This window comes from Herbaspirillum sp. GW103 (genome assembly GCF_000261365.1).
In the GTDB taxonomy this organism is placed as follows: domain Bacteria; phylum Pseudomonadota; class Gammaproteobacteria; order Burkholderiales; family Burkholderiaceae_D; genus Herbaspirillum.
On sequence record NZ_AJVC01000003.1, the window covers coordinates 111,694 to 137,895 of the forward strand.

General features: G+C 63.5%; 23 protein-coding genes. 10 read left to right on the top strand and 13 right to left on the bottom strand.

Annotated elements, in window-relative coordinates; translation table 11 throughout:
• Positions 1 to 209: 209 nt before the first annotated feature.
• Positions 210 to 695 carry a YajQ family cyclic di-GMP-binding protein gene (locus GWL_RS04010; protein ID WP_008326960.1) on the bottom strand — a complete coding sequence of 162 codons (486 nt, stop codon included), beginning with the start codon at positions 693 to 695 and terminating at the stop codon, positions 210 to 212.
• A 136-nt stretch (positions 696 to 831) separates the two neighbouring features.
• Between GWL_RS04010 and murB the strand changes: the two genes are divergently transcribed.
• On the top strand, positions 832 to 1,863 hold the full coding sequence (gene murB, locus GWL_RS04015; RefSeq protein WP_008326962.1) for a UDP-N-acetylmuramate dehydrogenase: 1,032 nt from the start codon (positions 832 to 834) through the stop codon (positions 1,861 to 1,863).
• Positions 1,864 to 1,941: 78 nt separating this feature from the next.
• Here the strand turns inward: murB and GWL_RS04020 are convergent, their stop codons facing one another.
• The 3 genes from GWL_RS04020 to argF form a co-directional block, all read right to left on the bottom strand.
• A complete protein-coding gene (locus GWL_RS04020; RefSeq protein WP_006463128.1) occupies positions 1,942 to 2,256 on the bottom strand; it encodes a pyrimidine/purine nucleoside phosphorylase in 315 nt (104 codons plus the stop codon).
• A 42-nt stretch (positions 2,257 to 2,298) separates the two neighbouring features.
• A complete protein-coding gene (argG, locus tag GWL_RS04025; protein WP_008326964.1) occupies positions 2,299 to 3,633 on the bottom strand; it encodes an argininosuccinate synthase in 1,335 nt (444 codons plus the stop codon).
• A gap of 68 nt (positions 3,634 to 3,701) precedes the next feature.
• Positions 3,702 to 4,616 (bottom strand): ornithine carbamoyltransferase, encoded by a 915-nt coding sequence (argF, locus tag GWL_RS04030; protein ID WP_008326965.1) that lies wholly within the window; start codon positions 4,614 to 4,616, stop codon positions 3,702 to 3,704.
• A gap of 445 nt (positions 4,617 to 5,061) precedes the next feature.
• On the opposite strand from argF, the gene GWL_RS04035 reads away from it, so the two are divergent.
• Positions 5,062 to 7,170 (top strand): TonB-dependent siderophore receptor, encoded by a 2,109-nt coding sequence (locus GWL_RS04035; RefSeq protein ID WP_008326966.1) that lies wholly within the window; start codon positions 5,062 to 5,064, stop codon positions 7,168 to 7,170.
• A 12-nt stretch (positions 7,171 to 7,182) separates the two neighbouring features.
• On the opposite strand, the gene rsgA is transcribed toward GWL_RS04035, so the two are convergent.
• From rsgA to GWL_RS04050, 3 genes are read right to left on the bottom strand one after another with little or no spacing between them, the layout of a single operon-like run.
• Entirely contained in the window at positions 7,183 to 8,130 is a 948-nt protein-coding gene (gene rsgA, locus GWL_RS04040) for a ribosome small subunit-dependent GTPase A (protein WP_008326967.1), read from the bottom strand.
• Positions 8,130 to 8,486: a 4a-hydroxytetrahydrobiopterin dehydratase gene (locus GWL_RS04045; protein ID WP_008326968.1), complete on the bottom strand. Its 357-nt coding sequence runs from the start codon at positions 8,484 to 8,486 to the stop codon at positions 8,130 to 8,132. The genes rsgA and GWL_RS04045 overlap by 1 nt, the downstream gene beginning before the upstream one ends.
• 60 nt (positions 8,487 to 8,546) lie before the next feature.
• The gene (locus GWL_RS04050; RefSeq protein ID WP_008326969.1) at positions 8,547 to 9,830 is read right to left on the bottom strand and encodes a M48 family metallopeptidase; all 1,284 of its coding nucleotides are present in this window, start codon (positions 9,828 to 9,830) and stop codon (positions 8,547 to 8,549) included.
• 174 nt (positions 9,831 to 10,004) lie between these two features.
• On the opposite strand from GWL_RS04050, the gene orn reads away from it, so the two are divergent.
• The gene (gene orn / locus GWL_RS04055) at positions 10,005 to 10,574 is read left to right on the top strand and encodes an oligoribonuclease (protein WP_008326970.1); all 570 of its coding nucleotides are present in this window, start codon (positions 10,005 to 10,007) and stop codon (positions 10,572 to 10,574) included.
• Between the two features lie 105 nt (positions 10,575 to 10,679).
• On the opposite strand, the gene GWL_RS04060 is transcribed toward orn, so the two are convergent.
• Positions 10,680 to 11,375: a UPF0149 family protein gene (locus tag GWL_RS04060; protein ID WP_008326972.1), complete on the bottom strand. Its 696-nt coding sequence runs from the start codon at positions 11,373 to 11,375 to the stop codon at positions 10,680 to 10,682.
• 125 nt (positions 11,376 to 11,500) lie between these two features.
• Here GWL_RS04060 and GWL_RS04065 point away from each other — a divergent pair, with 125 nt between their 5' ends.
• From GWL_RS04065 to GWL_RS04075, 3 genes are all read left to right on the top strand, one after another.
• On the top strand, positions 11,501 to 12,514 hold the full coding sequence (locus tag GWL_RS04065) for a serine/threonine protein kinase (protein WP_008326974.1): 1,014 nt from the start codon (positions 11,501 to 11,503) through the stop codon (positions 12,512 to 12,514).
• A gap of 30 nt (positions 12,515 to 12,544) precedes the next feature.
• Positions 12,545 to 13,114: a DNA-3-methyladenine glycosylase I gene (locus tag GWL_RS04070; RefSeq protein ID WP_034350509.1), complete on the top strand. Its 570-nt coding sequence runs from the start codon at positions 12,545 to 12,547 to the stop codon at positions 13,112 to 13,114.
• A gap of 154 nt (positions 13,115 to 13,268) precedes the next feature.
• The gene (locus GWL_RS04075) at positions 13,269 to 16,223 is read left to right on the top strand and encodes a DNA translocase FtsK (protein WP_008326976.1); all 2,955 of its coding nucleotides are present in this window, start codon (positions 13,269 to 13,271) and stop codon (positions 16,221 to 16,223) included.
• A gap of 92 nt (positions 16,224 to 16,315) precedes the next feature.
• On the opposite strand, the gene GWL_RS04080 is transcribed toward GWL_RS04075, so the two are convergent.
• The gene (locus GWL_RS04080) at positions 16,316 to 17,749 is read right to left on the bottom strand and encodes an NAD-dependent succinate-semialdehyde dehydrogenase (protein ID WP_008326977.1); all 1,434 of its coding nucleotides are present in this window, start codon (positions 17,747 to 17,749) and stop codon (positions 16,316 to 16,318) included.
• Between the two features lie 368 nt (positions 17,750 to 18,117).
• On the opposite strand from GWL_RS04080, the gene GWL_RS04085 reads away from it, so the two are divergent.
• On the top strand, positions 18,118 to 19,536 hold the full coding sequence (locus GWL_RS04085) for a YihY/virulence factor BrkB family protein (protein ID WP_008326980.1): 1,419 nt from the start codon (positions 18,118 to 18,120) through the stop codon (positions 19,534 to 19,536).
• Here the strand turns inward: GWL_RS04085 and GWL_RS04090 are convergent.
• Genes GWL_RS04090 through GWL_RS04105 form a run of 4 tightly spaced genes read right to left on the bottom strand, consistent with a single transcriptional unit; the run spans position 19,533 to position 22,676 of the window.
• Positions 19,533 to 20,210 (bottom strand): glycosyltransferase family 2 protein, encoded by a 678-nt coding sequence (locus GWL_RS04090; protein WP_008326981.1) that lies wholly within the window; start codon positions 20,208 to 20,210, stop codon positions 19,533 to 19,535. The genes GWL_RS04085 and GWL_RS04090 overlap by 4 nt on opposite strands.
• 47 nt (positions 20,211 to 20,257) lie before the next feature.
• Positions 20,258 to 20,851: an SAM-dependent methyltransferase gene (locus GWL_RS04095; protein WP_008326982.1), complete on the bottom strand. Its 594-nt coding sequence runs from the start codon at positions 20,849 to 20,851 to the stop codon at positions 20,258 to 20,260.
• A complete protein-coding gene (locus GWL_RS04100; protein ID WP_050978067.1) occupies positions 20,848 to 21,633 on the bottom strand; it encodes a PIG-L deacetylase family protein in 786 nt (261 codons plus the stop codon). The genes GWL_RS04095 and GWL_RS04100 overlap by 4 nt, the downstream gene beginning before the upstream one ends.
• Positions 21,621 to 22,676 (bottom strand): acyl-CoA dehydrogenase family protein, encoded by a 1,056-nt coding sequence (locus GWL_RS04105; RefSeq protein WP_034350513.1) that lies wholly within the window; start codon positions 22,674 to 22,676, stop codon positions 21,621 to 21,623. Before GWL_RS04105 ends, GWL_RS04100 begins: the two co-directional genes overlap by 13 nt.
• Positions 22,677 to 22,984: 308 nt before the next feature.
• Here GWL_RS04105 and GWL_RS04110 point away from each other — a divergent pair, with 308 nt between their 5' ends.
• The 3 genes from GWL_RS04110 (at position 22,985) to GWL_RS04120 (ending at position 26,033) form a co-directional block, all read left to right on the top strand.
• Positions 22,985 to 25,306: an FdhF/YdeP family oxidoreductase gene (locus GWL_RS04110; protein ID WP_008326994.1), complete on the top strand. Its 2,322-nt coding sequence runs from the start codon at positions 22,985 to 22,987 to the stop codon at positions 25,304 to 25,306.
• A 156-nt stretch (positions 25,307 to 25,462) separates the two neighbouring features.
• Entirely contained in the window at positions 25,463 to 25,717 is a 255-nt protein-coding gene (locus tag GWL_RS04115; RefSeq protein WP_034350033.1) for a type II toxin-antitoxin system RelE/ParE family toxin, read from the top strand.
• Positions 25,701 to 26,033: a helix-turn-helix domain-containing protein gene (locus GWL_RS04120; protein ID WP_034350035.1), complete on the top strand. Its 333-nt coding sequence runs from the start codon at positions 25,701 to 25,703 to the stop codon at positions 26,031 to 26,033. Before GWL_RS04115 ends, GWL_RS04120 begins: the two co-directional genes overlap by 17 nt.
• Positions 26,034 to 26,202 lie beyond the last annotated feature (169 nt).

Here is a 26,202-nt window from a genome sequence, read left to right on the forward strand (position 1 = left end):
GTCAGTTGGCAACTTGCCCAAACAGCCCATCAGCGCTCAATTCAAGAGACGCCGATATTTTTGGGTGGAAGGAGTGTAGATTTGGCGGCGCGGAAACCCGCTTGCCCTCAAGCAATCAGCTACGTTTTCTCGAATATCATCGAGCTGGCGCCAAAAACAAACGCCGGCAAAAGCCGGCGTTGTAGTCACTGCTGGAGGAAGCGCCCCGCTTAATCGCGGAAGTTGTTGAACTCCAGCGGAATCTCCTTGATCTCCTTGCGCAGCAGCGCAATGGCCGCCTGCAGGTCGTCGCGCTTGGCGCCGGTGATGCGCACGGCGTCGCCCTGGATGCTGGCTTGCACCTTCATCTTGCTGTCCTTGATGACGCGCACGATCTTCTTGGCGTCGTCGCTTTCGATGCCGTTCTTCACCTTGATGACCTGCTTGACCTTGTCGCCGCCGATCTTCTCGATCTTGCCTTCGTCCAGGAAGCGCACATCGACGTTGCGCTTGGTCATCTTGTTGGTCAGCACATCGCGCACCTGGCTCAGCTGGAAGTCGGAGTCGGCAAAGGCGGTCAGCTCGCGCTCCTTCTGCTCGACGCGGGCGTCAGTGCCCTTGAAGTCGAAACGGGTGGAGATTTCCTTGTTGGCCTGGTCCACGGCGTTCTTGACTTCCACCAGGTTGGCTTCGCAGACGGTATCGAATGAGGGCATGGCTTGTTCCTTATGTTCTTGCAGCCGGCGAAGGCCGGCGTCCAAGCCGTGATTTTAACGGACTGGCGCCCCCGCCGCTATCGCCAGGCCACTGTCAGCGGATTTGCCCCCGCGTGGGCGATATAATCCCACCCCTATGAGCACTTCTTCACTTCCCGTCCAGCACGACATTTCCCTGCGCACCCTCAATACCTTCGGGATCGAGGCTCGGGCCCGTGCCTACCTGCCCGTCACGGATGCCCGGACCCTCCATGCGCTGCGCGAGGATAGCGCCCTGATGGCCCTGCCGCGCCTGGTCCTGGGCGGCGGCAGCAACCTGCTGCTGACACAAGACTTCAGCGGACTGGTGCTGCATATGCAGGGTAGGGGCATAGAGATCACCGGCGAGGATGAAAACTTCATCTACGTGCGCGCCGCCGCCGGCGAGAACTGGCACGCCTTCGTCCAGTGGACGCTGCAACAGGGCCTGGGCGGGCTGGAGAATCTTTCACTTATCCCCGGCAGCGTCGGTGCCGCGCCCATCCAGAACATCGGCGCCTACGGCATCGAGATCAAGGACCGTTTCCACAGCCTGCAAGCCTTCGACCTGGTCAGCGGCGAACTGCTCACCCTCGACCATGAAGCCTGCCGCTTCGGCTACCGCGACAGCATCTTCAAGCAGGAACTGCGCGACCGCGCCGTGGTACTGGCAGTGACATTCGCACTGCCCAAGCACTGGCACGCCAATGCCAACTACGCCGACGTGGCCCAGGCCCTGCAGGAGCGCGGCATCACTGAACCCGGCCCGCGTGACATCGCCGAGGCCGTCATCGCCATCCGTACCCGCAAGCTGCCCGACCCCGCGAAGATCGGCAACGCCGGCAGCTTCTTCAAGAACCCCATCGTGTCGGCCCGTCTGCGCGATACCTTGCTGGCGCAATACAACAACCTGGTCAGCTATCGCGTCGATGACGATCACTACAAGCTGGCCGCCGGCTGGCTGATCGACCGCTGCGGGTGGAAGGGCAAGAGCATCGGGCGTGCAGGGGTATATGAACAACAGGCACTGGTGCTGGTCAACCGGGGCGGTGCGACCGGGGCGGAGGTAGCCAGGCTGGCCAGGGCAATCCAGGAGGATGTGAAGGAAAAGTTCGGCGTGCAGCTGGAGCCGGAACCGGTCTTCATCTAGGCAGCCTCCCGGATGAAGATGTAAAAAAGCCGTCCAGTATCGCTACTGGACGGCTTTTTCGTTGAGGCGCCGATTGGATCAGCCGAAGTGGCAGACGTAATCCAGGGTCTCGGTCACTTCGATGTCGAAGCTGGAATTGCCCGGCACGCTGAAGGTGGTGCCGGCAGCGTAGGTATTCCAGGCTTCTTCGCCCTTCAGACGCACGCGGCAGCTGCCGCCGTTGATTTCCATGATTTCCGGTGCGCCGGTGCTGAAGTTCAGCGAGGAGGGCAGGATCACGCCCAGGGTCTTCTTGCTGCCATCGGCCAGCAGCACGGTGTGCGAGACACACTTGCCGTCGAAGTAGACGTTGCCCTTTTTCAGGACGGTGACGTTGTCGAATTGAGTGCTCATCGAATCGCTTCCATTAAACGGTAAAGGTGAATCCAGCGGGAATTACTTCTCGTCCTTGCCCAGCAGTGGCAGCGACACGGCAGTGCTGGAATCGAGCAGGCCGGTGTTCTGGTAGATCGACAGCTTCTGGCGGGTATCGGCGATGTCCAGGTTGCGCATGGTCAGCTGCCCGATGCGGTCGATGGCCGAGAAGCTGCCTTCGCCCTTTTCCATGGTCAGGCGTTCCGGGTGGTAGGTCAGGTTGGGCGACTCGGTGTTGAGGATCGAGTAGTCATTGCCGCGACGCAGTTCCACCGTGACTTCGCCGGTGATGGCGCGCGCCACCCAGCGCTGGGCGGTTTCGCGCAGCATGATGGCTTGCGAATCGAACCAGCGACCCTGATACAGCAGGCGACCCAGCTTGCGGCCGTTGTCGCGGTACTGTTCGATGGTGTCTTCGTTGTGGATGCCGGTGACCAGGCGCTCGTAGGCGATGAACAGCAGGGCCAGGCCCGGGGCTTCATAGATGCCGCGGCTCTTGGCTTCGATGATGCGGTTCTCGATCTGGTCGCTCATGCCCAGGCCATGGCGGCCACCGATGCGGTTGGCTTCCAGGATCAGCTCGGTCATGCTGGCGAAGGTCTTGCCGTTCAACGCCACCGGACGGCCTTCTTCGAAGCGCACGGTGACCGTCTCGGCCTTGACTTCCACGTCATCGCGCCAGAACGCCACGCCCATGATGGGCTGCACGATCTTGATGCCGCTGTTGAGGAATTCCAGGTCCTTGGCTTCGTGGGTCGCGCCCAGCATGTTGGAATCGGTCGAGTAGGCCTTTTCCACCGACATCTTGTAGTCGAAGCCGGACTTGATCATGAACTCGGACATTTCCTTGCGGCCGCCCAGTTCGTCGATGAAGGTACTGTCCAGCCAGGGCTTGTAGATCTTCAGGTTGGGGTTCACCAGCAGGCCGTAGCGATAGAAGCGCTCGATGTCGTTGCCCTTGTAGGTGCTGCCGTCGCCCCAGATGTCGACGTTGTCTTCACGCATGGCCGACACCAGCATGGTGCCGGTCACGGCGCGGCCCAGCGGGGTGGTGTTGAAGTAGGTGATGCCGGCGGTGGAGATGTGGAAGGCGCCGCTTTGCAGGGCCGCGATACCTTCATTGGCCAGCTGTTCGCGGCAGTCGATCAGGCGCGCCAGTTCGGCACCGTACTGCATGGCCTTCTTGGGGATGGCGTCATAGTCCGGCTCATCCGGCTGGCCCAGGTTGGCGGTGTAGGCGTAGGGGATGGCGCCCTTCTGGCGCATCCAGGTCAGTGCGGCGCTGGTATCGAGGCCGCCGGAGAAGGCGATGCCGACTTTTTGATTGACCGGGACGGATTGCAGGATGTTGGACATGATCTTGTCGTTGCGATGATTGAAGTGTTGAGCGTGATTCTTGCGATACGGTGGCGGGCAGGAGCGGCTTAATCGAAGCGGCCGGCCACCAGGTATTCCAGCAGGGCCTTTTGCACGTGCAGACGGTTTTCCGCTTCTTCCCAGACCACCGATTGCGGGCCGTCGATCACTTCGGCGGCCACTTCCTCGCCACGGTGGGCGGGCAGGCAGTGCATGAAGAGCGCATCCTTCTTGGCGCGCGCCATCTTGGCCTGGTCCACGATCCAGCCATCGAAGGCCTTCAGGCGGGCATTGTTCTCGGCCTCGAAGCCCATGCTGGTCCACACGTCGGTGGTGACCAGGTCGGCATCCTGGCAGGCATCGGCCGGATCGGCGAAGAAGGTGTAATTCTTGTTGCCCGGCGAGACCTGGGCCGGATCGATGTCGTAACCCTTGGGCGTGGAGACGTTGACGTGGAAGCCGAACACCTCGGCTGCCTGCAGCCACGAATAGAGCATGTTGTTGGCGTCGCCGACCCAGGCCACGATCTTGCCTTGGATGCTGCCGCGATGCTCGATGTAGGTGAACACATCGGCCAGCACCTGGCAGGGATGCTGCTCATTGGTCAGGCCGTTGATGACAGGTACGCGCGAATGGGCGGCAAAGCGCTCGATGATTTCCTGACCATAGGTGCGGATCATGATGACGTCGCACATGCGTGACATCACTTGTGCCGCATCTTCCACCGGTTCGCCACGGCCAAGCTGGCTGTCGCGGGTGTTGAGGTAGATTGCCGCGCCGCCCATCTGGTGCATGCCAGCCTCAAACGAGAGGCGGGTACGGGTTGAGTTCTTTTCGAACACCATCACCAGGGTACGATCGGCCAGCGTGTGATGGGGCTCGTAATTCTTGAACTTACGTTTGATCACACGGGAACGTTCGATCACGTACTCGTATTCATCAAGCGTAAAGTCGGAAAACTGAAGGTAGTGTTTGATTGCCATAAATAAAAACGGCGGCCAGTGTGGCGCCTGCCGCCGATAGTCGTTAACTCCTTAGATTATAAGGGATTCGGCTCAAAAAGATACCCGCAGTGCTTGCCTGAAAGAAACTCCTCGGCATCGGCCTTTTTGCGTCAAAGGTGAAGATCCGCGCACACCACCGCGTGGGCGCCTCGAATTCCTTCTATCCACGTGAAGAAACTTTTCGAAAACCGCATCCAGCTTTTTCGAGGAATGCTCACTAAGTGCGAGCGATCGGCCAAAGCCTCATCACAAATGAGAATTATTGCTATTTAGGCGACTAGAATCCGCAGCTTTCCATTGCCTGAAAGGAATAGCTGTCATGTCGCACACGTCTTCTTTGCCGAGTCGCCTGCGGGGTTTGCAGCGGTCTTGCTGCTCTTTCCTTGCTTCACCGCCGAAGCTGCGCACCTTGTCGGCGGCTCTGATGGCCGCCTTGTTCGCGTTTCCCATACCTTCTTATGCCGCTGATGCGGCAGAAGAAGGCGAGGGGAGCGACGCCGCCCCCCTGCCTGCGATCGAGGTGCGCGGCCAGCGCAGCGTGCTGGATCCGCGTCCTGGTCCCTTGGAGAGCGCTACCCGCACCGCCACCGATGTGCGCGAAGTGCCGCAGACGGTGCAGGCGGTCGATGCTGCCCAAGTCCGGGCTTACGGTGGTCGTGGGCTGGCGGCCGCCTTGGTCGGGGTGCCGGGTGTGTCCAACGTCTCCGATACGCGCTTCGATGCCTTCCGGCTGCGGGGCTTTTCCAATGCGGGCGACACGCTTCTGGACGGCATGCGCGACGATGCGCAATACGTGCGCAGTCTGGGCAACATCGAGCGCATCGAAATCCTCAAGGGCCCGGCCGCCGTCCTTTACGGGCGCGGCAGTGGCGGCGGCGTGATCAACCGCATCAGCAAGCAGCCCACACGGGAAGACTTTGGCCTGGTGTCGGCCACCTGGGGCAGTCGCGGCCAGCTGGGCGCGGCGGTGGACTGGAATCGTCCGCTGGGAGCGCAATGGGCGCTGCGCATCAATGCCGGGCGTGAGCACGAGACGCACTTCCGCCATGAGGTGCGGGGCACGCGCCAATACTTCGCGCCCGCGCTGAAGTGGGAGTCCGGCCCTGACAGCTGGCTGCTGCAAGCCGACTACGACGAATACGACCGCATCCCCGATCGCGGCGTACCGGCGCGGGTCACGGCAGTCACGCGCAATGGTACGGCCCGTGCCTATACCTTGCCGGTGGCGTCCGATCGCACCTTCTTCGGTGCGGCCGGACGCGACTTCATTCGTGATACCAGCCTGAACCTGCGCTCCACCCTGATACGCGCCATCGCGCCCGACTGGAGCCTGCGCCAGAAGGTGAGCGTGTTCGATCTCAACAGCGACTTTGACAATACCTTCACCAGCCAACCCTTTGTGAGCGCGGGGCCCGATCTGGGGCGCGTGCAGCGCAGCCGCTTTCAGCAGAACCTGCAGCAGCGCAATGTGCAGGTCAATCTGGAAGTGCTGGGCAAGCTCGCCACGGGCGCAGTGCAGCACCAGTTGCTGGCCGGTGCCGAGTACGGCTGGCAAAAGCGCGAGCCCAGGCTGTGGATGGGCTCGGCGCGCCCGGTCTCCCTGACCGACCCGGACCAGCACGACAACGCAGGTTCGCTGCCGCAGCCCTGGCAGATGAACTATCACAAGGTGAAGACGACCGGTTTCTATGCGCAAGACCAGATCGACCTGGGCGCGCGCGTGAAGGGGCTGGTGGGCTTGCGCTGGGATCACTTCGAGGTGGATTCGCGTAGCCGCCTGCTCAAGCTGCGCAGCGAGCGCTCCAGTCATGCACTGAGCCCGCGCATCGGTGCGGTGTGGGAGGCACTGCCCGAGCATCATTTCTACGCTTCCTGGAGCAAGAACTACGCACCGGTCGGTGGCGACGTGATCGGTCTGTCTCCGGGCGCCAAGGGCAATGGCAACGACCTCGGTCCGCAATTCAGCCGCCAGCTCGAAGCCGGCGTCAAGAGCGACTGGCTCCAGCGCAAAATCAGCACCACACTGGCCTGGTTCGAACTGGAACTCTACAACCGCATCGTGCGCGATCCGGTACAGCCCGACGTATTCAGCCAGACCGGGCTGGAACGCAATCGCGGCATTGAGTTCAGCGTGGCCGGAGAGCTGGCGCGCCACTGGTTCGTGCGCGGTGGCTGGACCCGGCAGAATTCACGCGTCGTCAGGGCCGAGGCGCAACTGGCGGGCAAACGCCCGTCAGGGGTGTCGGCGCGCAACGGCAGCCTGTTCGTCGCCTATGCGCCTCCCCAGGGCTGGTTCGGCGAGACCGGCTTAGTCTATGAGGGCGCGCGCTTTGCCGATCGCGAGAACCTGCTCGAACTGCCTGGCTACGCCCGCTGGGACGCCATGCTGGGCTATCGCCTGGCACGGGCCGACTATACGCTGGCGATCACCAACCTGAGCAACCGCCGCTACTATGCCAGCGCCACCGGTGTGTCGCAGATCGCACCGGGCGCACCGCGTGCGCTGGTCTTCACGGCGGCCTACAAGTTCTGAGCGGCAGCAGGATCAGTACAAGGTCTGCGAAGACTCATGCACCAGCTGCGCATACAGCTGGTGCCGCATGCCCGCAATCTCGCCGGCCTGCACCGCCTCCAGCACCGCGCAGCCCGGCTCGTTGAGATGGTGGCAGTTGTAGAAACGGCACTTGCCCAGATACGGCGTGAAGTCGCGGAAGGCACGTTCCAGCATGCCTTCGGACAGCTGGTACAGCCCGAACTCCTGGAAGCCCGGCGAATCGATGATGCTGGCTTCCTGCTCCATCTGGTACAGCCGGGTGAAGGTAGTGGTGTGCTTGCCGGTATCGAGCGCGGCCGAAATCTCGCGGGTGGCGATATCGGCGTCCGGCACGATCAGGTTGATGATGGAGGACTTGCCCATGCCCGACTGGCCGATCAGGATGGTGCTCTTGCCGGCCAGCAGCGGCATGAAGGCCGCGCGGGTTTCTTCCGGCTGTGCCTTGGCCGAGACTTCGTGCACCGGATAGCCCAGCCGCGCGTAGACCTGCAGGCGCTCGCGCGTCCTCGGCAGCGCTTCGGTGATATCGGTCTTGTTCAGGATCAGGTGCGCCGCGACGCCAGCTGATTCGGCGGCCACCAGCGAACGCGAGACCAGATCATCCGAAAAACTCGGTTCGGTCGCCACCACGATGAAGAGTTGATCCACGTTGGCCGCCAGCAGCTTGGACTTGTACTGGTCCGAGCGATAGAGCAGGGTGCGACGCTCGTCGATGCTCTCCACCACGCCCTGGTCGGCAGAGGTGCGCGCCAGACGAATATGATCGCCCACGGCCACGTCGCTCTTCTTGCCGCGGGTGACACAATTGAGTTTCTGTTCACCTGCCTGCACCAGGTAGTGACGTCCGTGGGCGGCAATGACCAGCCCCGGTTCCAGCTCGGCCTTGCCCGTTGCCGATCCCGCCCGTGCGCTGCGCGCACCTTGCTTGCGGACTCCCATCAGGCCGGTGCACGCTGGGCGAAGATGGCGTCGACCTTGGCCGCGCAGATGAAGTCATTGGCCGACAGACCGCCACGGCCTTGATTGACGCTGTGGGTGTCGAACTTCACGCTGCAACGGTTGTAGGTGACGACCAGTTCCGGATGATGGTCGTCCGCGTGAATGATCCAGGCGATTGCATTGACGAAGGCCAGGGTCTCGTAATAGTTGCCGAAGGCAAAGCTGCGCGCCAGCTTGCCGCCCTCGATCTTCCAGTCGGGCAGGGCGGCCAGGTGGCTGGCGATGGCGGCCTCATCCAGTGCCTCGATGGGCTGGATGCAGCGGGAAGCGGCGAGGGTGCTTGCGGTGATGCTCATGGGGTTCTCCTGCGGCGGGCAATGTCATTCATGACGCCCGCCTTGAATACGATGAAAAATTTAGTGATTGCCGCCGGCTGCAGCCATCGCGCCATGCAGATGCTGGATGCGCAGTGACGCCGGCGGATGCGAATCATAGAAGGCCGAGTGCAGCGGATCGGGCGTGAGGGTCGAGGCATTGTCTTCATACAGCTTGACCAGCGCCGAGACCAGGTCCTGCGCATTGGTGTGCTGCGCGGCGAAGGCATCGGCCTCGAACTCGTGCTTGCGCGAGGACAGCGACGACAGCGGCGAGAACAGGAAAGTGAAGATAGGCAGCACCAGCATGAACAGGATCAGCGCCATGGCATCGTTACTGCCCAGCAGCATCGGCTCCACGCCCAGGCCGGTGTAGAACCAGGCCTGGCCCTTCAGATAGCCCAGCAGCGCCAGGAAGGCCAGCGACAGGCCGAACATCACCACCACGCGCTTGACGATGTGCTTGAGCTTGAAGTGACCCAGTTCATGGGCCAGCACCGCTTCGATCTCATGCGGGGCCAGGCGCGCCAGCAGGGTATCGAAGAAGACGATGCGCTTGCCCGAACCGAAGCCCGAGAAGTAGGCATTGCCATGCGCGCTGCGCTTGGAACCATCCATCACGAACAGGCCCTTGGAGGCGAAACCGACGCGCTGCATCAGGCCCTCGATGCGGCTGCGCAGGCTGTCATCCTCCAGCGCGGTAAATTTGTTGAACAGCGGCGCGATGAAGCTGGGGTAGATCACCAGCATCAGCAGCTGGAAAGCGCACAGCACGATCCAGGTATAAAACCACCACAACGCGCCGGCCTTCTCCATCAACACCAGCACCACCCACAGCAGCGGCAGGCCGATCACGGCGCCCAGCAGGGTTTGCTTGATCATGTCGCTGAAGAACAGGCCAGGGGTCATCTTGTTGAAGCCGAAACCGGCCTCCAGCCTGAACTGGCGGTAGTAGTCGAAGGGCAGGTCCACTGCGCCAGAAATGAGACCGAAGCCGGCCACCAGCGCAATCTGGTACAGCATGCCCGGCCCCCCGGTCCAGCCCAGCAGCAGGCTGGAGAGCCATTGCAGCCCGCCCAGCAGGGTAAAGCCGATCAGGACCGCGGCATTGACCAGCAGCGTCACCAGACCGAACTTGGTGCGCGCAACCGTGTAGTCGGCCGCCTTCTGGTGGGCCGACAGCGGGATCCTTTCCGCGAACTCGGACGGCACGGCGGCGCGATGGGCGATGACATGGCGAATGTGGCGCGAGGCCAGCCAGAAACGCACGCCCAGGCTGATGGCCAGGAATACGACGAACAAAACCGAAAACGAAAGTGAAGACATGCTGTCCCTGTGCGAAAATGGCGGAAGTTCGAGGCCCAGGCCCGCGATCTGCCCCAGCCGACGCCGGTGGCAGGCTTGCGCGCCGTGCCGTCCGGTCCGATCCGGGCGAGCGAACCCAGCAATGAACCCTGCAGTAGATGGGGCCAGACCCCATCCCGTCAATAAGGAAGAATTATGTCACAAGCCCCCGCCGCGCCTGTCCGTCCCAATGAAATGAACCTGGTCTGGGTCGATATGGAAATGACCGGCCTGGATCCGGACAAGGATCGCATCATCGAAGTGGCCGTGGTGGTTACCGATGCTGAACTCAATGTGCTGGGCGAAGGCCCGGTCCTGGCCATCCACCAGTCCGACGAACTGCTGGACGGCATGGACGCCTGGAACAAGGGTACCCACGGCCGTTCCGGCCTGATCGACCGCGTCAAGGCCTCCACCGTCACCGAAGCCGACGCCGAACAGCAGATCATCGCCTTCCTGAAGCAATACGTCCCGGCCGGCAAGTCGCCCATGTGCGGCAATTCCATCTGCCAGGATCGCCGCTTCATGGTGCGCGGCATGCCCAAGCTGGAAGAATTCTTCCATTATCGCAACCTGGATGTGTCGACCCTGAAGGAACTCTGCAAGCGTTGGAAGCCCGAAATCGCCACCGGTTTCAAGAAGCGCCAGATGCACACCGCCCTGGCCGATATCCTCGAATCCATCGAAGAACTGAAGTACTACCGCGAGCACTTCATCAAGGAGTGATGCAAGGTGGCAGGGTGACAGGGCGGTTGGCAGAAAAAACCGTCCTGTATGAAGAAACAAGGCGCGCCCGGTATCTGGCGCGCCTTTTTCATGGGGGTGGGTGAATCATTCTTCCGAATCTGCCCCACAGCATTTCTTGTACTTCTTGCCACTGCCGCAGGGGCAGGGATCGTTGCGGCCGGTCTTGGGTGCATCGCGCTGGACCTGCTCGACCGCGGACTTGCGCTTGGGCGCCCAGTAGCGGTAGATGTGCGGAATGGCCGATTCGATCTCGATGGCCAGCTTGTGGGTCTTGATCGGGTCGTCGATGAGCTTGGTTTCTTCCTCTTCCAGCTCTTCTGATCCGAGCAGGTAGATCGGACGCATCAGCGGCGCCAGGTTGGAGTGGAAGATTTCATCCCACTGCGCCGCGCGCAACTGGATACCTTCCCAGAAGCCCCAGGCCCAGGCTTCGGCATCCAGCAGCGGCTTGCCTTCGTGCTCGCGCTCGCAAAAGAGCGGTTCATATTCCTTGGGCGCGACCTCGAAGGTGATGGCGATTTCGTTCATGGTGCGCGCGATCAGACTGGTGATGCGCTCGGCTTCCTTGCCATTCTTGAACTTGGGCGTGTCTTCGGGACGGCTGCCCCAGACGCGCGGCAGCCATTCGGCCATCAGCACTTCCTGCGGACCGATGGCCAGCGCCGTCAGGTAGCCGTGCAGGGTGTCCATGGTCATCACATCGTCGGCGCAGCGATCGGAGAGGAGAAAATCGTCGAGTTCGTCGAATTCGGCGTCGGAAAGGGGCTGGTCAAGCTGCATGATGGTTCCAGTGACAGATGCTAAAGGCAGGAGTGTAAAGGCATTGCGCCGGGGGCGCGAGTGTTGTCGCTCGGCACCCGGCATTCTGATGCGGCGTCCACGCCTGCGGACAGTACAATAGACGGATGAATCCCGCCGCCCCCGCTCCCGATCTGCCCGACGCCACTTCCTTCGCCACGCTCTCGCCCGATACGGTGCTCGATGCCCTCGATGCGCTGGGCCTGTATGGCGATGGTCGCCTGCTGGCCCTGAACAGCTATGAAAACCGCGTCTACCAGGTCGGCATGGAGGACGGCCCGCCGCTGGTGGCCAAGTTTTACCGTCCCTTGCGCTGGAGTGAGGGGCAGATCCTCGAAGAACACGCATTTTCACAGGAGTTGGCCGACGAAGAGGTGCCGGTGGTGCCCGCCATGCGTCTGGACAACGGCGCTACCCTGCATCGCCATGCCGGTTTCCGCTTCGCCGTTTTCCGCCGCCATGGGGGCCGCGCGCCCGAGCTGGACGACGCCGATACCCTGGAGCGCCTGGGGCGCTTCATTGGCCGCATCCATGCGGTCGGCCTGCGCAGTCCTTTCGCGGCCCGCCCCGCGCTGGATATCACCAGCTTCGGCGAAGAACCGCGCGACTGGCTGCTGGCGCATGATTTCATCCCGATGGATGTGGCCACCGCCTGGCGCACCACGGTCCAGCAGGCACTGGACGGCGTGCGTCGCTGCTACGATCGGGCCGGGGCGATCCGCACGCTGCGCCTGCATGGGGATTGCCATGTCGGTAACGTGTTGTGGACCGATGCCGGCCCGCACTTCGTCGATTTCGATGACAGCCGCAGTGGTCCGGCCGTGCAGGACCTGTGGATGCTGCTCTCGGGGGAGCGCCGCGAGATGGTGGGCCAACTGGCCGACCTGTTGGCGGGATATGAAAGTTTCTGCGAATTCGAGCCGCGCGAGCTGTATCTGATCGAAGCCCTGCGCACCCTGCGCCTGATCCATTATTCCGCCTGGCTGGCGCGGCGCTGGGATGATCCGGCCTTCCCGGTAGCCTTTCCCTGGTTCAATACCCAACGATACTGGCAGGATCGTATCCTGGAGCTGCGCGAACAGATCGCGCTGATGGATGAGCCGCCGCTGTGGCCGGTCTGATCTGGCCGATATGAAGAAAGCAACATGATCATGACGCAAACACCTGTCCGCTGCGGCTGGGTCAACCTGGCCAATCCGCGCTATGTGCAGTATCACGACCACGAATGGGGGGTGCCCTGCCACGATGAAAGGCGCCTCTTCGAGATGCTCAACCTGGAAGGAGCCCAGGCCGGGCTGTCGTGGGAGACCGTGCTCAACAAGCGCGAAAGCTACCGTGCCGCCTTCGACGACTGGGATGCCGAGAAGATCGCCCGTTATGACGAGCGAAAGGTGGCGCAATTGCTGGCCAATCCCGGCATCGTGCGCAACCGCCTGAAGGTGGCCGCCACCATCGGCAATGCGCGTGCCTATCTGCAACTGCGCGAGGAAGTGGGCGGGCTCGACGCCTATCTGTGGGGCAAGGTCGATGGCCAGCCCATCGTCAACCGCTGGGCCTCGCTGGCGGATTGTCCGGCCAAGACCCCGCTGTCGGATGCGATTTCCAAGGAACTGGCCAGGCGCGGTTTCAAGTTTGTCGGGTCCACCATCATCTATGCCTATCTGCAGGGCGTGGGCGTGATCAATGATCACGTGATGGATTGCCATTGTCATGGCCGTTGAGGCCGGGCGTGCTCTGCACCAAAAGGCCAGCCGATGTGCGGCGGCAGGGCGCCGGTTTGGTTTACACTCGCAGCCTGCGATGCAGCAATAGCTTGCACCGTATGGATTCACGAGGCCGTCTGGCGCTGCCAGGCCGGTGGAGTTTGGGAGTAGCATGATTTTCGTCAAATGGTTTGGCTGGTCGGTCCTCTGGCTGCTGCCGCTGCTGCTGCGCACGGTAGCGCGCGCGCTCGGCCGCAAGTCCATCTTCGGCGGGCGCGGTGCCATTCGCCTGTGGTGCGGCAGCCTGCTGCTGCTGGGGGCCAGCAGTGCGGTCGAGTCGCTGGTGCGTTCGCAACTGGTCTCCGGCGATGAAGGACCGGGGGCCGCTCTGTTGGGCGCGGCCCTCATGGATGCGCTGGGCGGCAAGATCAGCCGTGGCATCGCCGCCGTGCTGATGCTGGGTTTGCTGGCGCTGGGATTGAAATGGGTGTTGAGCGCGATGTTCGGTCGCAGCGCCCCTGTGGGGCGCGATGAGCATCCGGAGCTGGACCTCGGGCCGCCGCGCCGCGGCAGCATCGAAAGCGAACGGGTACGCATGAGCGGTCATCACGGCAGTGCTGGCCCATCTCGCAACAGCTTCCCGCCGGGTTCGGAACGCCGGGCACCGCTGCCGCGCGCGCCCTCGTCGGCCGCTGCCAAGCGCGTACCGCCTGCCTCGCCCTTCGCACCGCGTCCCCGTCCGGCGCGCCTGACGCCGGCCCCGACACCCGAACGTCCGGCCGAGCAAGCGCCGCGCGACGATTGGAAAGTCCCCCTGTCGGCCCTGACCGGCGGCAGCCGCAACGCCCAGGCCACGCCCACCGGCAGCGCGCAGGGCGGCAAGTGGCCCTCGCTCAATGCGCGTCAGGCGGGGCCCGCCGCCAAGCCGCGTCCGGAATCCGAATGGGCCGCCTTCGAAAGCCTGCGTCCGACCGAAGCCATGCTGGCGCGTGCTGCTGCCAGTCGTGCCATCTCGGCGGCCAGTGCCGCAGCCGATGCCAGCCTGTCGCGCGCGGCCACGCCATCCCCGCCGATCCGTCCGATTCCGCCCTCCATTGCGCGCGGCAATCCGGCACCGGCCCAGCCTACCCGCAGCATTCGCATCAGCAGCGTGGGTCGTACCCCTGAGGCGGGGAGTGCGGCAGACAAGCCAGCCGAGCGCGCCGATGTGGTACCCACGCGCCTGATGCGTTCGCTGCAGCAGAGCAGCGGCGAGCAGGACACGGCCGCGCTGCTGCCGTCGCAACCGCAACCGCAGTTGCCGCCCATCGTGCCTCTGAGCCCGCAGGGACAGCCGCTGCCGCCATCCCTGGGGCCGCTGCCCGCTGCGGTTCCGGTGCCGCCGCCGGTCGTCGCACCCGCCGTGCCGCCCTTCTCGGCACCGATGCCCGAACCGCAGGAACCCATCGACCTGGGCACCTTCAACGCTCCCTGGTTCGACATGCTGCCCGACCCGGCGCCCGAACAGCCGCCCATCCAGCCTGCTCCGGCCTTCACGGTACGCATGCCCGATCCGGCCCCCGCCCATGTGCAAGCGGTCGCGATGGCATCGCAGAGGGGGGTCGACGATATCGACGAGCCGCATGTGGACATCCCGCTGCCCTCGCTGGATCTGCTCGATGAAGTGCCCGAATCGCGCATCGAGGTCGACCCCGAACAATTGCAGGAAACCGGTCGCCTGATCGAGCAGCGTCTGCGCGAATTCAAGGTGCCGGTCACGGTGCTGGGCGCCGAGGCCGGTCCGGTGATCACCCGCTTCGAGGTCGAGCCCGCACAAGGCGTGCGCGGCGCCCAGGTGGTCAACCTGATGAAGGATCTTTCGCGCGCCCTGGGCCTGACGTCCATCCGCGTGGTCGAGACCATTCCCGGCAAGACCTGCATGGGCCTGGAACTGCCCAATGCGCGTCGACAGATGATCAAGCTCTCCGAGATCGTGCATTCGCAGGCTTATCGCAAGTCGGCTTCGCACCTGACCATTGCCATGGGCAAGGACATCACCGGCACGCCCGTGGTGACCGACCTGGCGCGCGCACCGCACATGCTGGTGGCCGGCACCACGGGTTCGGGCAAGTCGGTGGCCATCAATGCGATGATCCTCTCGCTGCTCTACAAGGCCACGCCCGAGGAAGTGCGCCTGATCATGATCGATCCCAAGATGCTGGAACTGTCGATCTACGAAGGCATCCCGCACCTGCTGGCGCCGGTGGTGACCGACATGCGTGAAGCCGCGCATGCGCTGAACTGGGCGGTGGAAGAGATGGAGCGGCGCTACAAGAAGATGTCCAAGCTGGGCGTGCGCAACCTGGCCGGCTACAACCAGAAGCTCGATGAAGCCGCAGCCCGGGGTGAGAAAATCCCCAATCCCTTCAGCCTCACCCCCGACGCGCCCGAGCCGCTGGAAAAACTGCCGACCATCGTCATCGTCATCGACGAACTGGCCGACCTCATGATGGTGGTCGGCAAGAAGGTGGAAGAACTGATTGCGCGTCTGGCACAGAAGGCGCGCGCGGCTGGCATCCACCTGATCCTGGCGACCCAGCGTCCTTCGGTGGACGTCATCACCGGTCTCATCAAGGCCAACATCCCGACTCGCGTGGCCTTCCAGGTCTCCTCCAAGATCGACTCGCGCACCGTGCTGGACCAGATGGGGGCCGAATCCCTGCTGGGCCATGGCGACATGCTGTTCCTGCCGCCGGGCTCGGGCTATCCGCAGCGGGTGCATGGCGCCTTCGTATCCGATGAGGAGGTGCACCGTGTGGTGGAGTACCTGAAGTCCTTCGGTGAGCCGCGCTATATCGAGGAAATCCTGGCCCCGCCGATTTCCGAGGACACGGCCCAGGCCGACATGTTCGCCGGTGGCGAGGGCGGCGATGCAGAATCCGATCCGCTCTACGACGAAGCGGTGGCCTTCGTGCTCAAGACGCGGCGAGCTTCCATCTCCTCGGTGCAGCGGCAATTGCGCATCGGCTACAACCGCGCCGCGCGTCTGGTGGAGCAGATGGAAACGGCCGGTGTACTCTCGGCCATGTCGCGCAATGGCAGCCGCGATATCCTGGTGCCGCCTTCGGGTGGCGGTGGCGAAGAATAAAAAGCGTAGCGCCAAAAGAAAATCGGCGGACCCTTGCAGGTCCGCCGATTTTTTTTGATCGCGCAGGGCGATCAGCCCATCAACTCAAGCCGTCACACATCGAGCTGCGTCACCAGCTTGGTATTGATGTAAGCCTCGATGGCCTCGGTGCCGCCTTCGGAACCGTAGCCGCTGTCCTTGACGCCGCCGAAAGGCAGTTCCGGCAGCGCCAGGCCCAGGTGATTGATGGTCAGCATGCCGCTTTCCACGCGCGCGGCCAGGGCGTGCTTGGTGTGGGCCGACTTGGCGAAGGCATAGGCGGCCAGACCGAAGGGCAGGCGGTTGGCTTCGGCGATCACTTCATCGAGGGTCTCGAAGGAATTGATCAGGGCCAGCGGGCCGAAGGGCTCTTCATTCATCACGCGGGCATGCAGTGGCACGTTGGTCAGCACGGTCGGCTGGAAGAAGTAACCCTTGTCACCCATGCGCTTGCCACCGGTACGCAGTTGTGCGCCTTGTGCGACGGCATCGTCGATCAGCGCTTCCAGTGCCGGGATGCGGCGCTTGTTGGCCACCGGACCCATGTTCACGCCGGCTTCCAGGCCATTGCCTACCTTCAGCTGTTCGGCATAGGTCACGAACTTGTCGACGAAGGCATTGAAAACACCCTTCTGCACCAGGAAGCGGGTCGGCGACACGCACACCTGACCAGCATTGCGGAACTTGGAGGTGGCCAGGGTCTTGGCCGCCAGATCCACATCCACATCATCAAACACCATGGCCGGTGCATGACCGCCCAGCTCCATGGTGGCCCGCTTCATGTGCTGGCCGGCCAGTGCTGCCAGCTGCTTGCCTACCGGGGTGGAGCCGGTGAAGGAAATCTTCCTGATCACCGGATGCGGGATCAGATATTCCGAGATCTCGGCCGGCACGCCATAGACCAGGTTGATGACGCCTGCCGGAACGCCGGCATCGGCATAGGCGCGGATCAGTTCAGCCGGGGAGGCCGGGGTTTCTTCCGGAGCCTTGACGATGATGGAGCAGCCTGCAGCCAGCGCTGCCGACAGCTTGCGCACCACCTGGTTGATCGGGAAGTTCCACGGAGTGAAGGCGGCCACCGGACCGACCGGCTCCTTGATCACCATCTGGTAGGCACCCGGCACGCGGGCCGGCACCAGGCGGCCGTAGGTGCGGCGGGCTTCCTCGGCGAACCAGTCGATGGTATCGGCTGCGCCCAGGGTTTCCATTTTGGCTTCGCCCAGCGGCTTGCCTTGTTCCATGGTCATCAGGCGCGCCACTTCGTCCACGCGTTCGCGCAGCAGGTCGGCGGCGCGGCGCATGATCTTGGAACGCTCGAAGGCGGACATGTTGCGCCAGGTCTCGAAGCCCTTTTTGGCCGCTTCCAGCGCACGATCCAGGTCGCTGCGGTCAGCGTGGGCAATCTTGCCGATCACCTCTTCGGTCGCCGGGTTGACGACATCGATGGTGCGGCCGGAGGCGCTGGCGGTCCATTCGCCGTTGATGAAAAGCTGTACGTCCTTATACATGGGCAATCCTCGTTCGTCAGGTTGGGGGAGGGCCGGCGCCGCCCGCTCCGGCAACGAGGCCGACAACGCAGGGCAGGCGCGATGGCCTGGGGAGAATGCAGACAGACCGGCGCGTGCCGCTCTGGTTCACGGGTGATGTTCACGCGGCAGGGTCATGGGCGATGTTCATGTGGAATGTTCATACGCGATATGCCGCCAGTGAAGACTTTCACCAAGACATCCTTTATACCACGCACACCGTTTTCGCGTTGCTTGCCGGGGCGCCGACAGCGGCTTCCTACAGGGCTGGACGGGCTGCCCACGAAAAGGAACAATCATTACCGCGCATCGGTCACACTGCCACAACAATATGTCAAGCCGAGGTCTCCATGAGCAGCTCTTCCGACCCGTTTCGTCCCGCTTCCCGTGATACTGCAGCCAGCCCTGATCCGGTCGAGGGTGGCGTGCCATCCACTGGTGGCCTGGTAGCCGGTGCACTGCTCAGTGCCGGCGTCGGGTTATGGCTGGGACGCAGGCGCCGCCAGCAGCGTGCCGCAGCCTCATCGCTACCGGGCCAGGCGGCGGGGCAGAGCGTCGCGCACGCCGGGACCGCCTCCCACGGCAGCAGCCACCATGGGCTGCCGGCGGGACTGGAGCGCGCCTTGCGCGTGGTGACCCTGGCCATGCCCCTGATCGCGGCCTGGCGCAAGGGGGCGGCGCGAGCCAGGGCGGCGGCGGCCAAGGGCAACAAGGAAGCGCCACTGCCAGCGGATGCGCCGGCCCGCATCGATATCGTCAAGGCCAGGCTGGAACCGGCGCCCTCCGATTACCTGGACCCGGCCGCCGAGGTCAAGATGATCCGGGGCGGCACGCGCGCCCAGCAGGCCTGGCAGATGACCCTGGCCGCCATCAATGCCTGGATCGATGACTTCGCGCCCAGCATGGGCGCGGCCATCGCCTACTACACCATCTTCTCGATTGCGCCCATGCTGGTGATCGCCATCGCGGTGGCCGGCATGCTGTTCGGCCACGACGCCGCGCAGGGCGAGATCGTCAACCAGATCCGCGACATCGTCGGTACCGAAGGGGCCTTCGCCATTCAGGGTTTGCTGAAGTCGGTAAGCCAGCCGCGCGAGGGCATGATCGCCGCCGGCATTTCGGTGGTGACGCTGGTCATCGGCGCCACGGCCGTGTTTTCCGAACTGCAGAGTGCATTGGACCGTATCTGGCGCATCCCCGCGGTCAAGCGCAAGAGCGGTGTGTGGCAACTGGCGCGTACGCGGCTGCTGTCCTTCGGTCTCATCATCGGTCTGGGCTTCCTGCTGATCATCTCGCTGGTGGTCAGTGCGGCGCTGGCGGCGCTGGGACGCTGGTGGGGCGGCTGGTTCGAGGGCTGGCAACTGTTGCTGCAGATGCTCAACTTCGTGCTGTCCTTCGTGGTGTTCTCCACGCTCTTCTCGATGATCTACAAGTTCATGCCGCGCGTGACCCTGTCCTGGCATGACGTGTGGATCGGCGCCGGGGCCACGACCGTGCTCTTCATCATCGGCAAGTACCTGATCGGCCTGTATCTGGGCAGCACCGGCATGACCTCGGGCTTCGGGGCGGCCGGGTCGTTCGCGCTGCTGCTGCTGTGGATCTACTATTCGGCGCAGATCTTCCTGCTGGGTGCCGAATTCACCTGGATCTACGCCAACAACTTCGGTTCACGTGCCAGGCGCCAGCGGCTGGTCAATACCGTGGAAGATCATCACGTGAGCATCGAGCAGGCGCAGCAGGTGGTGCGATCAGGAGACAACGCGCGCTAAACCGGCAGGAGGGCTGCACTGTCCTCGCTGGCCCAGCGTCGCAGGGTGTCGCCAAAGCCGCCGCGCGCCTTGCTCTGTTGGCGGGTGCTGGTGACCACGCGCACCTGCGCGCTCCAGGCAATGCGGGCGCCGATGCCCTGCAGGGCCTGTACCAGGGCGACATCCTCATGACAGCGCAGCGGTGGAAAACCGCCTGCGCGCACATACGCTTCTGCACTGACGCCGAGATTGGCACCATGGATATGGTGATGGCCGTCCTGGTCGCGATAGTGGCGCGCGAAGCGTTGCTGCACTTCCGGGGGGTGATCGTGCCAACTGTCGGGTGTGACCGTGCCACAGACCGCTTCCGCTTTCAGGTGCAGCTGTGCTGCCAGCCAGTCGGGCGAGACCAGGGTATCGGCATCGGTAAAGGCCAGCCAGCGTGCACCCTCGGCAATCAGTGAGCGGGCGCCATGATGGCGCGCCACGCCGACATTGCCGACCTGCAGCGGCAGCAGCCTCACCGGGTGACGGCGCGCGATGGCCTCGGAAGCATCGCTGCAACTGTCGAGCACCACCACGATGCGTACTGCCTCGCCCTGCAGTTGCGCATGCGAAGCGGCCTTGCGTACGGCCCGCAAGCAGGCGTGCAGGGTGGCTTCTTCGTCGTGCGCGGGGATGACGATGCCGATCATGCTCACTCCTTCCAGAATGATGGTGTGCGTGCGATATCAAGGTTGGATCAGATCCTGCGCCAGAGATCGATCAGGATGTCCTCGTCTTCATAGCAGGCCTGGCGCTTCAGGTGCGGATGGGTATCGATGAGCCGGTGCATGGGCTGGGTGGCCAGCAGGCGGTCATCGAAATCCTTCTTCCAGTGGCAGGCCAGCAGGTGGCCCTGCGGCGCCAGGCTGGCGGCGGCCAGTGCCGCCAGCTCGGCCACGTTGGGTGCGTCGAAGTAGTAGCACAGCTCGGAAAACACGATCAGCCCCAGCGGCGGCATGTCCTGCGCCGCCGTCGGCCATTGTTCGGGCAGCGACTGCCGGCGCACCTGGACGTGCGGCAGGTGCGCGGTCTTTTCCCGGGCGATACGCACCGCTTCCGCGCAAAAATCGGAGGCCATCAGCCACTGGCAGCGGGTCGCCAGTTGCAGCGTCAGTTCACCGCTGCCGCATCCGGGTTCGAAGATGGCATTGCACTGCCGACGCGGCAGGATGGCCTCGATGATGGCGCGCTTGCGCTGTTCGTACCAGCGCTCGCGCGTCTTCCAGGGATCGTCGCTGGCCGCGTACAACTGGTCGAAATGGCCGCTGGCCGGAAACTGCGCTGTCGTCATAGGAAGAACACCTCATAGGGCCGCACGAAGTGCGCCAGCACGCCGGCCGGCAACACCGGATCGCGTTGGCCGTCGCGCCCGACCTGGCTGTGATAACAGCGCAGGGCGCGCCGTTTCATCATGCCGGTTCCGGCATCGAAGCTGAGTTTGTGCGCCCGGCCCCAGGGAAATTCGCCGCCCAGTGGTTGCGCCCAGTGCCAGCCCCAGATCGGCACTTCCACGAGCTTGCAGCCCAGTTCGTGTTCCAGTTCGGCGGCCACTTCGCCCACGGTTTCGTGATCGGGATGGCCGTCCAGGCGCCACGGTGCAAAGACGATGTCGGTAGGGCGCAATTGCGCGATCAGCCAGGCCTTCAGTTCCAGCCGATGTTGGCCGATCTGGCCGTCCGCAATCCTGGCCCGCAGGATCTGTGCCTGACCCGCGCCCAGACATTCCAGCGCCGCCCGGCTCTCCGCCGCACGCATCAGGGGCAGGCGCGCGGCCAGGGGTGATGTCGCAGGATGGCTGTGCTCACCGTCACTGACGGCCACTACTGCGATTTCGCGCATCATGCCGGCCAGTCGGGCGATCAGCCCGCCACACCCCAGCGTTTCGTCATCGGGATGCGGCGCCAGGATGACCGCACGTGAGCGTGGCGGCACCAGGTGGCACAGCTCCAGTTCGGGCAGAACGTGCAGGCGCTGGCAGGATTGCCACACCTCCTCGGCGGTGCCATGGACGATATCGATATGGCGCGCCGAGTCTGCCGTCACGATGGACGGCGTGGCATTCACAGTAGGCATGGAGAAGGCTCCTCTTCAAGACTGGCGCTGGCCAGCGCCGCCAGATCGCGTTCGGCGTGGCTCTGGCGCAGCCACACCGGCAGGTCGGCCAGCAGGCGCGCACTGTGCCGGCTGCCGCAATAGGGATGGGGACCGAGTGCGGCCCCCAGATCATCGATGATCTGCAGGCTGGATCGCTCCACGATCAGACGGGCGCGCAGGGCATCCTGCATGGCGTTGGCGCGTGGATGAGCATCAATGCGTGCGGCACTCTCGCGCAGGCAGGTGGCTGCCGCATGCTGGCCGCACAGCGCACTGCCCAGTCGCGCCAGCGCATGGCTGTCGGCGCGCCGTCTCAAGCGTTGTCGCAATGCGGCTACCAGCGCGCTGGCAGCGCCGTACCAGCAGGCGGCAATGCCGATGCCGCCGTGCCAGAAACCGGCACGCTCCAGATAAAAGCCGGGAGTACCGACCACCTGCGCTACCACGTTGCGCAGTTGCAGGCGCGCGGTGCGCGTGGCTGCCATGCCGACGGCAGCCCAGTCATCTTCGATGATGGTGACGCCCGGCTGACCCAGCTCCAGCGCCAGCAGCCAATAGCGGTCGTCGTCGTCACGGTGGCCGAGCAGGGCATGGGTGACAGCGGTCGCGCCGGAGCACCAGGATTTCTCGCCGTCGAGGATGACGTGATCTCCCTGTGCCGTCATGCGCAGGCTGCCCGCTCGACCCTGGGCACACCAGACGGCCCAGATGGAATGCAGCGGCAAGGGCCGCCGGGCCTCGGCCAGGATCGCCAGGGCGTCAGTATGGGCTTCAAACAATTTGGCCAGCGACAGATCCTGAGCGGCGACGGCGGCCAGCGCTTGCCAGCGACCCAGCGTCTCGCCCTGGCCGGGCAGGGGCAAGCGGTCCAGTCCCGCCACCACCAATTGACGCAACAGGCGCGCAGCGACAATGGGCAGCTGCGCGTGGCTGGCTTCCTGCAGGGCGGGCGCGATGAATTCCTCGAGCGCGGCAGGCAAGGAAGGGCAGGGTGGAGCGTAACGGCGGGCGGGGCTGCTCATCATGATGCGGGGGAGAAGATCAAGCGCACAGGCTGTGCAATGGGAGGCAGTATGCGCGTACTCGCGCTGGCAAGATGTCGGCGCGCTGCCGTGTTTGCCGTAGGAATTCATTAGCGCAGGGGCATGTCGCAGCGCTGCCTGTAGGAATCCGGAGCGCTGAAAATCGGTGCAGCGCCTACAGCCAAATTGCGTCGTCACTTTCATCATGAAGCTCCGGACGCAGAAGATGTTCATGCGCCGCGCCAAAGGGCGACCAGGTGATTACGCAGGGCGTCCCCCCACGAAACTGTCACGCTCGGAGAAGCGACATGAAAACCAAGGATATCCCCGAACAAGCCCATTTCGACGAATACAACAACGCCGCCGGTGGCTGGGGCTCGGTCAAGGCACTGGGGGCCATTCTGCAGCAGGAGCACGTGATCGCTACCGGCACGCGCATCCTGATGAAGCAGAACAAGCCCGATGGCTTTGCCTGCGTCAGCTGTTCCTGGGCCAAGCCGGCGGATCCGCATCTGTTCGAATTCTGCGAGAACGGCGCCAAGGCCACCGCCTGGGAAATCACCGGCAAGCGTGCCACGCCTGAGTTCTTCGCCCGGCATACCGTGGCCGAGATGGAAAGCTGGAACGATCTCGAACTGGAATCCACCGGTCGCCTCACCGAGCCCATGAAATACGACGCCGCCAGCGACCGCTATCTGCCGGTCTCGTGGGACGAGGCCTTCGATGACATCGCCGCGCAATTGCGTGCCATGGATCCGAAGAAGGTGGTGTTCTATGCCTCCGGACGCGCCTCGCTGGAGACCTCCTACTTGTACCAGCTCATGGCGCGCATGTATGGCACCAACAACCTGCCGGACAGTTCCAACATGTGCCACGAATCCACATCGGTGGCGCTGCCGCAGACCATCGGCGTACCGGTGGGCACGGTCACGCTGGACGATTTCGGGCAGACCGAGTGCATCCTCTTCTTCGGTCACAACACCGGCACCAATGCCCCGCGCATGCTGCATCCACTGGAGCAGGCGCGCAAGCGCGGCGTCCCGGTGATCACCTTCAATCCCTTGCGCGAACGCGGCCTGGAGCGCTTTGTCAATCCGCAATCGCCCAAGGAGATGATCACCCCCGCACATACCGACATCAGTTCGCAATATGTGCAGATCAGGATCGGTGGCGACACTGCCGCCGCCATCGGCATGGCCAAGCGCATCCTGGAACGCGACGACCGCGCCCGTACTGAAGGCTTGCCGCGCCTGCTGGACGTGGCCTTCATCGAGGAACACACCAGTGGCTTCGAGGAATTCGCGGCGGCCGCGCGCGCGGCCCAGTGGAGCGAGATCGAACGCCACGCCGGCGTCTCGCGTGCAGAGCTGGAGCTGGCTGCGGATACCTATGCCAGTGCCGGTCGCGCCATGCTCATGTATGGCATGGGCGTGACCCAGCATCGCGAAGCGGTGCGCACCATCCACATGCTGACCAATCTGCTGCTCATGCGCGGCAATATCGGCAAGCCCGGTGCCGGTATCTGCCCGATCCGAGGCCACTCCAATGTGCAGGGCCAGCGTACCGTGGGTATCACCGAAAAACCGCAGATGGTACCCAATGACAAGCTGCGCGCGCTTTATCATTTCGAGCCGCCGATGGAGCAGGGGCTCAATACGGTGGAAGCCTGCGAGAAGATCCGTGACGGCGCGTTGTCCGCCTTCTTCATGCTGGGCGGCAATTTCGTGCGCGCCATTCCCGATCATGGTGTGATGGAACCTGCCTGGCGCAAGCTGCCACTGACGGTTCAGGTGGTGACGCACTTCAACCGGTCCTGCGTGGTCCACGGACAGACATCCTACGTGCTGCCCTGCCTGGGACGCATCGAGATCGATCGCCAGCGCAGTGGCGAGCAGGCGGTGTCGGTGGAAGACAGTACCGGCTGCATGCACGGTTCACGCGGCCGCGCCGAGCCGGCTTCGCCCCGGCTGCTGTCGGAACCGGCCATCGTGGCCGAGCTGGCCAAGCGCCTGCTGCCTGCGAATGCACACGTGGACTGGGATGCCTGGGTCGGGGATTACTCCCTGATTCGTGACGCCATCGAAGCGACCTATCCGGACATCTTCCGTGACTTCAATGAGCGCATGTGGACGCCCGGCGGCTTTGCGCGTCCGCTGGCGGCCCGCGAGCGGCAGTGGACGACACCCAATGGCAAGGCCAACTTCAAGACCCCGCAGGGATTCGAGCCGGACCCCGACATGCCCGCTGATGCGGCGGGCGTGCTGCGCCTGATGACCACGCGTGGGGATAGCCAGTTCAACACCACCGTGTATTCGCTGGACGATCGTTTCCGAGGAGTCTGGGGAACGCGCCGCGTGCTGCTGATGAACCAGCGCGATCTGCAGCAGCAGGGATTGGGGGCAGGTGATTTCGTGACGGCCGAGACGGTCTCGGAGGATGGCGTGGAGCGCCGCGTGGATCATCTGCGCGTGGAACCCTTCGATATTCCGGTGGGCTGCGTGATGGGTTACTTCCCCGAACTCAACCGGCTCATTCCGCTGTTCCATCACGCGCGGGGCAGCAAGGTGCCGGCGGCCAAGTCGATTCCGATTCGCTTGATTCCGGAAATTGCCGAGCCAGTGTTGTCCTGAGCACGGAGCTCAGGTTTTTCGAGAAGTCGTCAGAGAATGGAGGGACAGACTTGCTGCAGAGGGGAGGCATGGGCAAGCTGGCGTGCTGACTCGGAGAAATAAGTCCAGGTCTAATAAATTGAGTAAATACTGATAATGGACTTATAATTAAGGCGCATGAATTCGATCAAGTGGCACCCAAGAGCTATCAGGCAGTTATTGAAGATCAACCGCTCCGATCAAATCAGAATCAAGGACGCAACGGCCAAGTTGGAACTGATGCCGCATTGCCAGCAAGTGAAATCGCTGACGAATCATCCTTGTCAATTTCGGCTTCGGGTTGGTCACTATCGAGTCTTCTTCAACTTCGACGGAACTGTCCGCATTGTCTTTATCGAGGAAGTGAGCAAGCGCAATGAACGCACGTACTAATACTCAGATCATCCACGGGGCCGATGGAAAGCCGGCCTTCGTCGTGATCCCGTATGCGGATTATGTCAAGGAGCTCCCTCAAGAGGATGAAGCCTACGTTCCGCACGAGGTCGTCGCGATGATGGTCGAACACCAATGGACCCCCATGCGCAGCTGGCGCGAGCATCTGAACCTGACCCAGCAGGAGGTCGCCGCGCGCATAGGTATCTCGCAGTCGGCTTATGCACAGCAGGAACGCAGTACCCGCTTGCGCCCGCTGTCGTTGGAGCGGATCGCAGCGGCACTGGGAGTAAGCATCGAGCAACTGGATTTCTGAGCTACTTTGCAAGAGCGAAAAAAGCCCCGCCGAAGCGGGGCCAAGAGGGAACTGAGGATACCTCAGGTTACAACACAAAAACACCTTGCTTGCTGGCGCGCCTGTCCTGAGCAATGATGGATATCGCCTCAGGCATGCGCTGCCGGACGAGGGCGATCATACGGAAGCG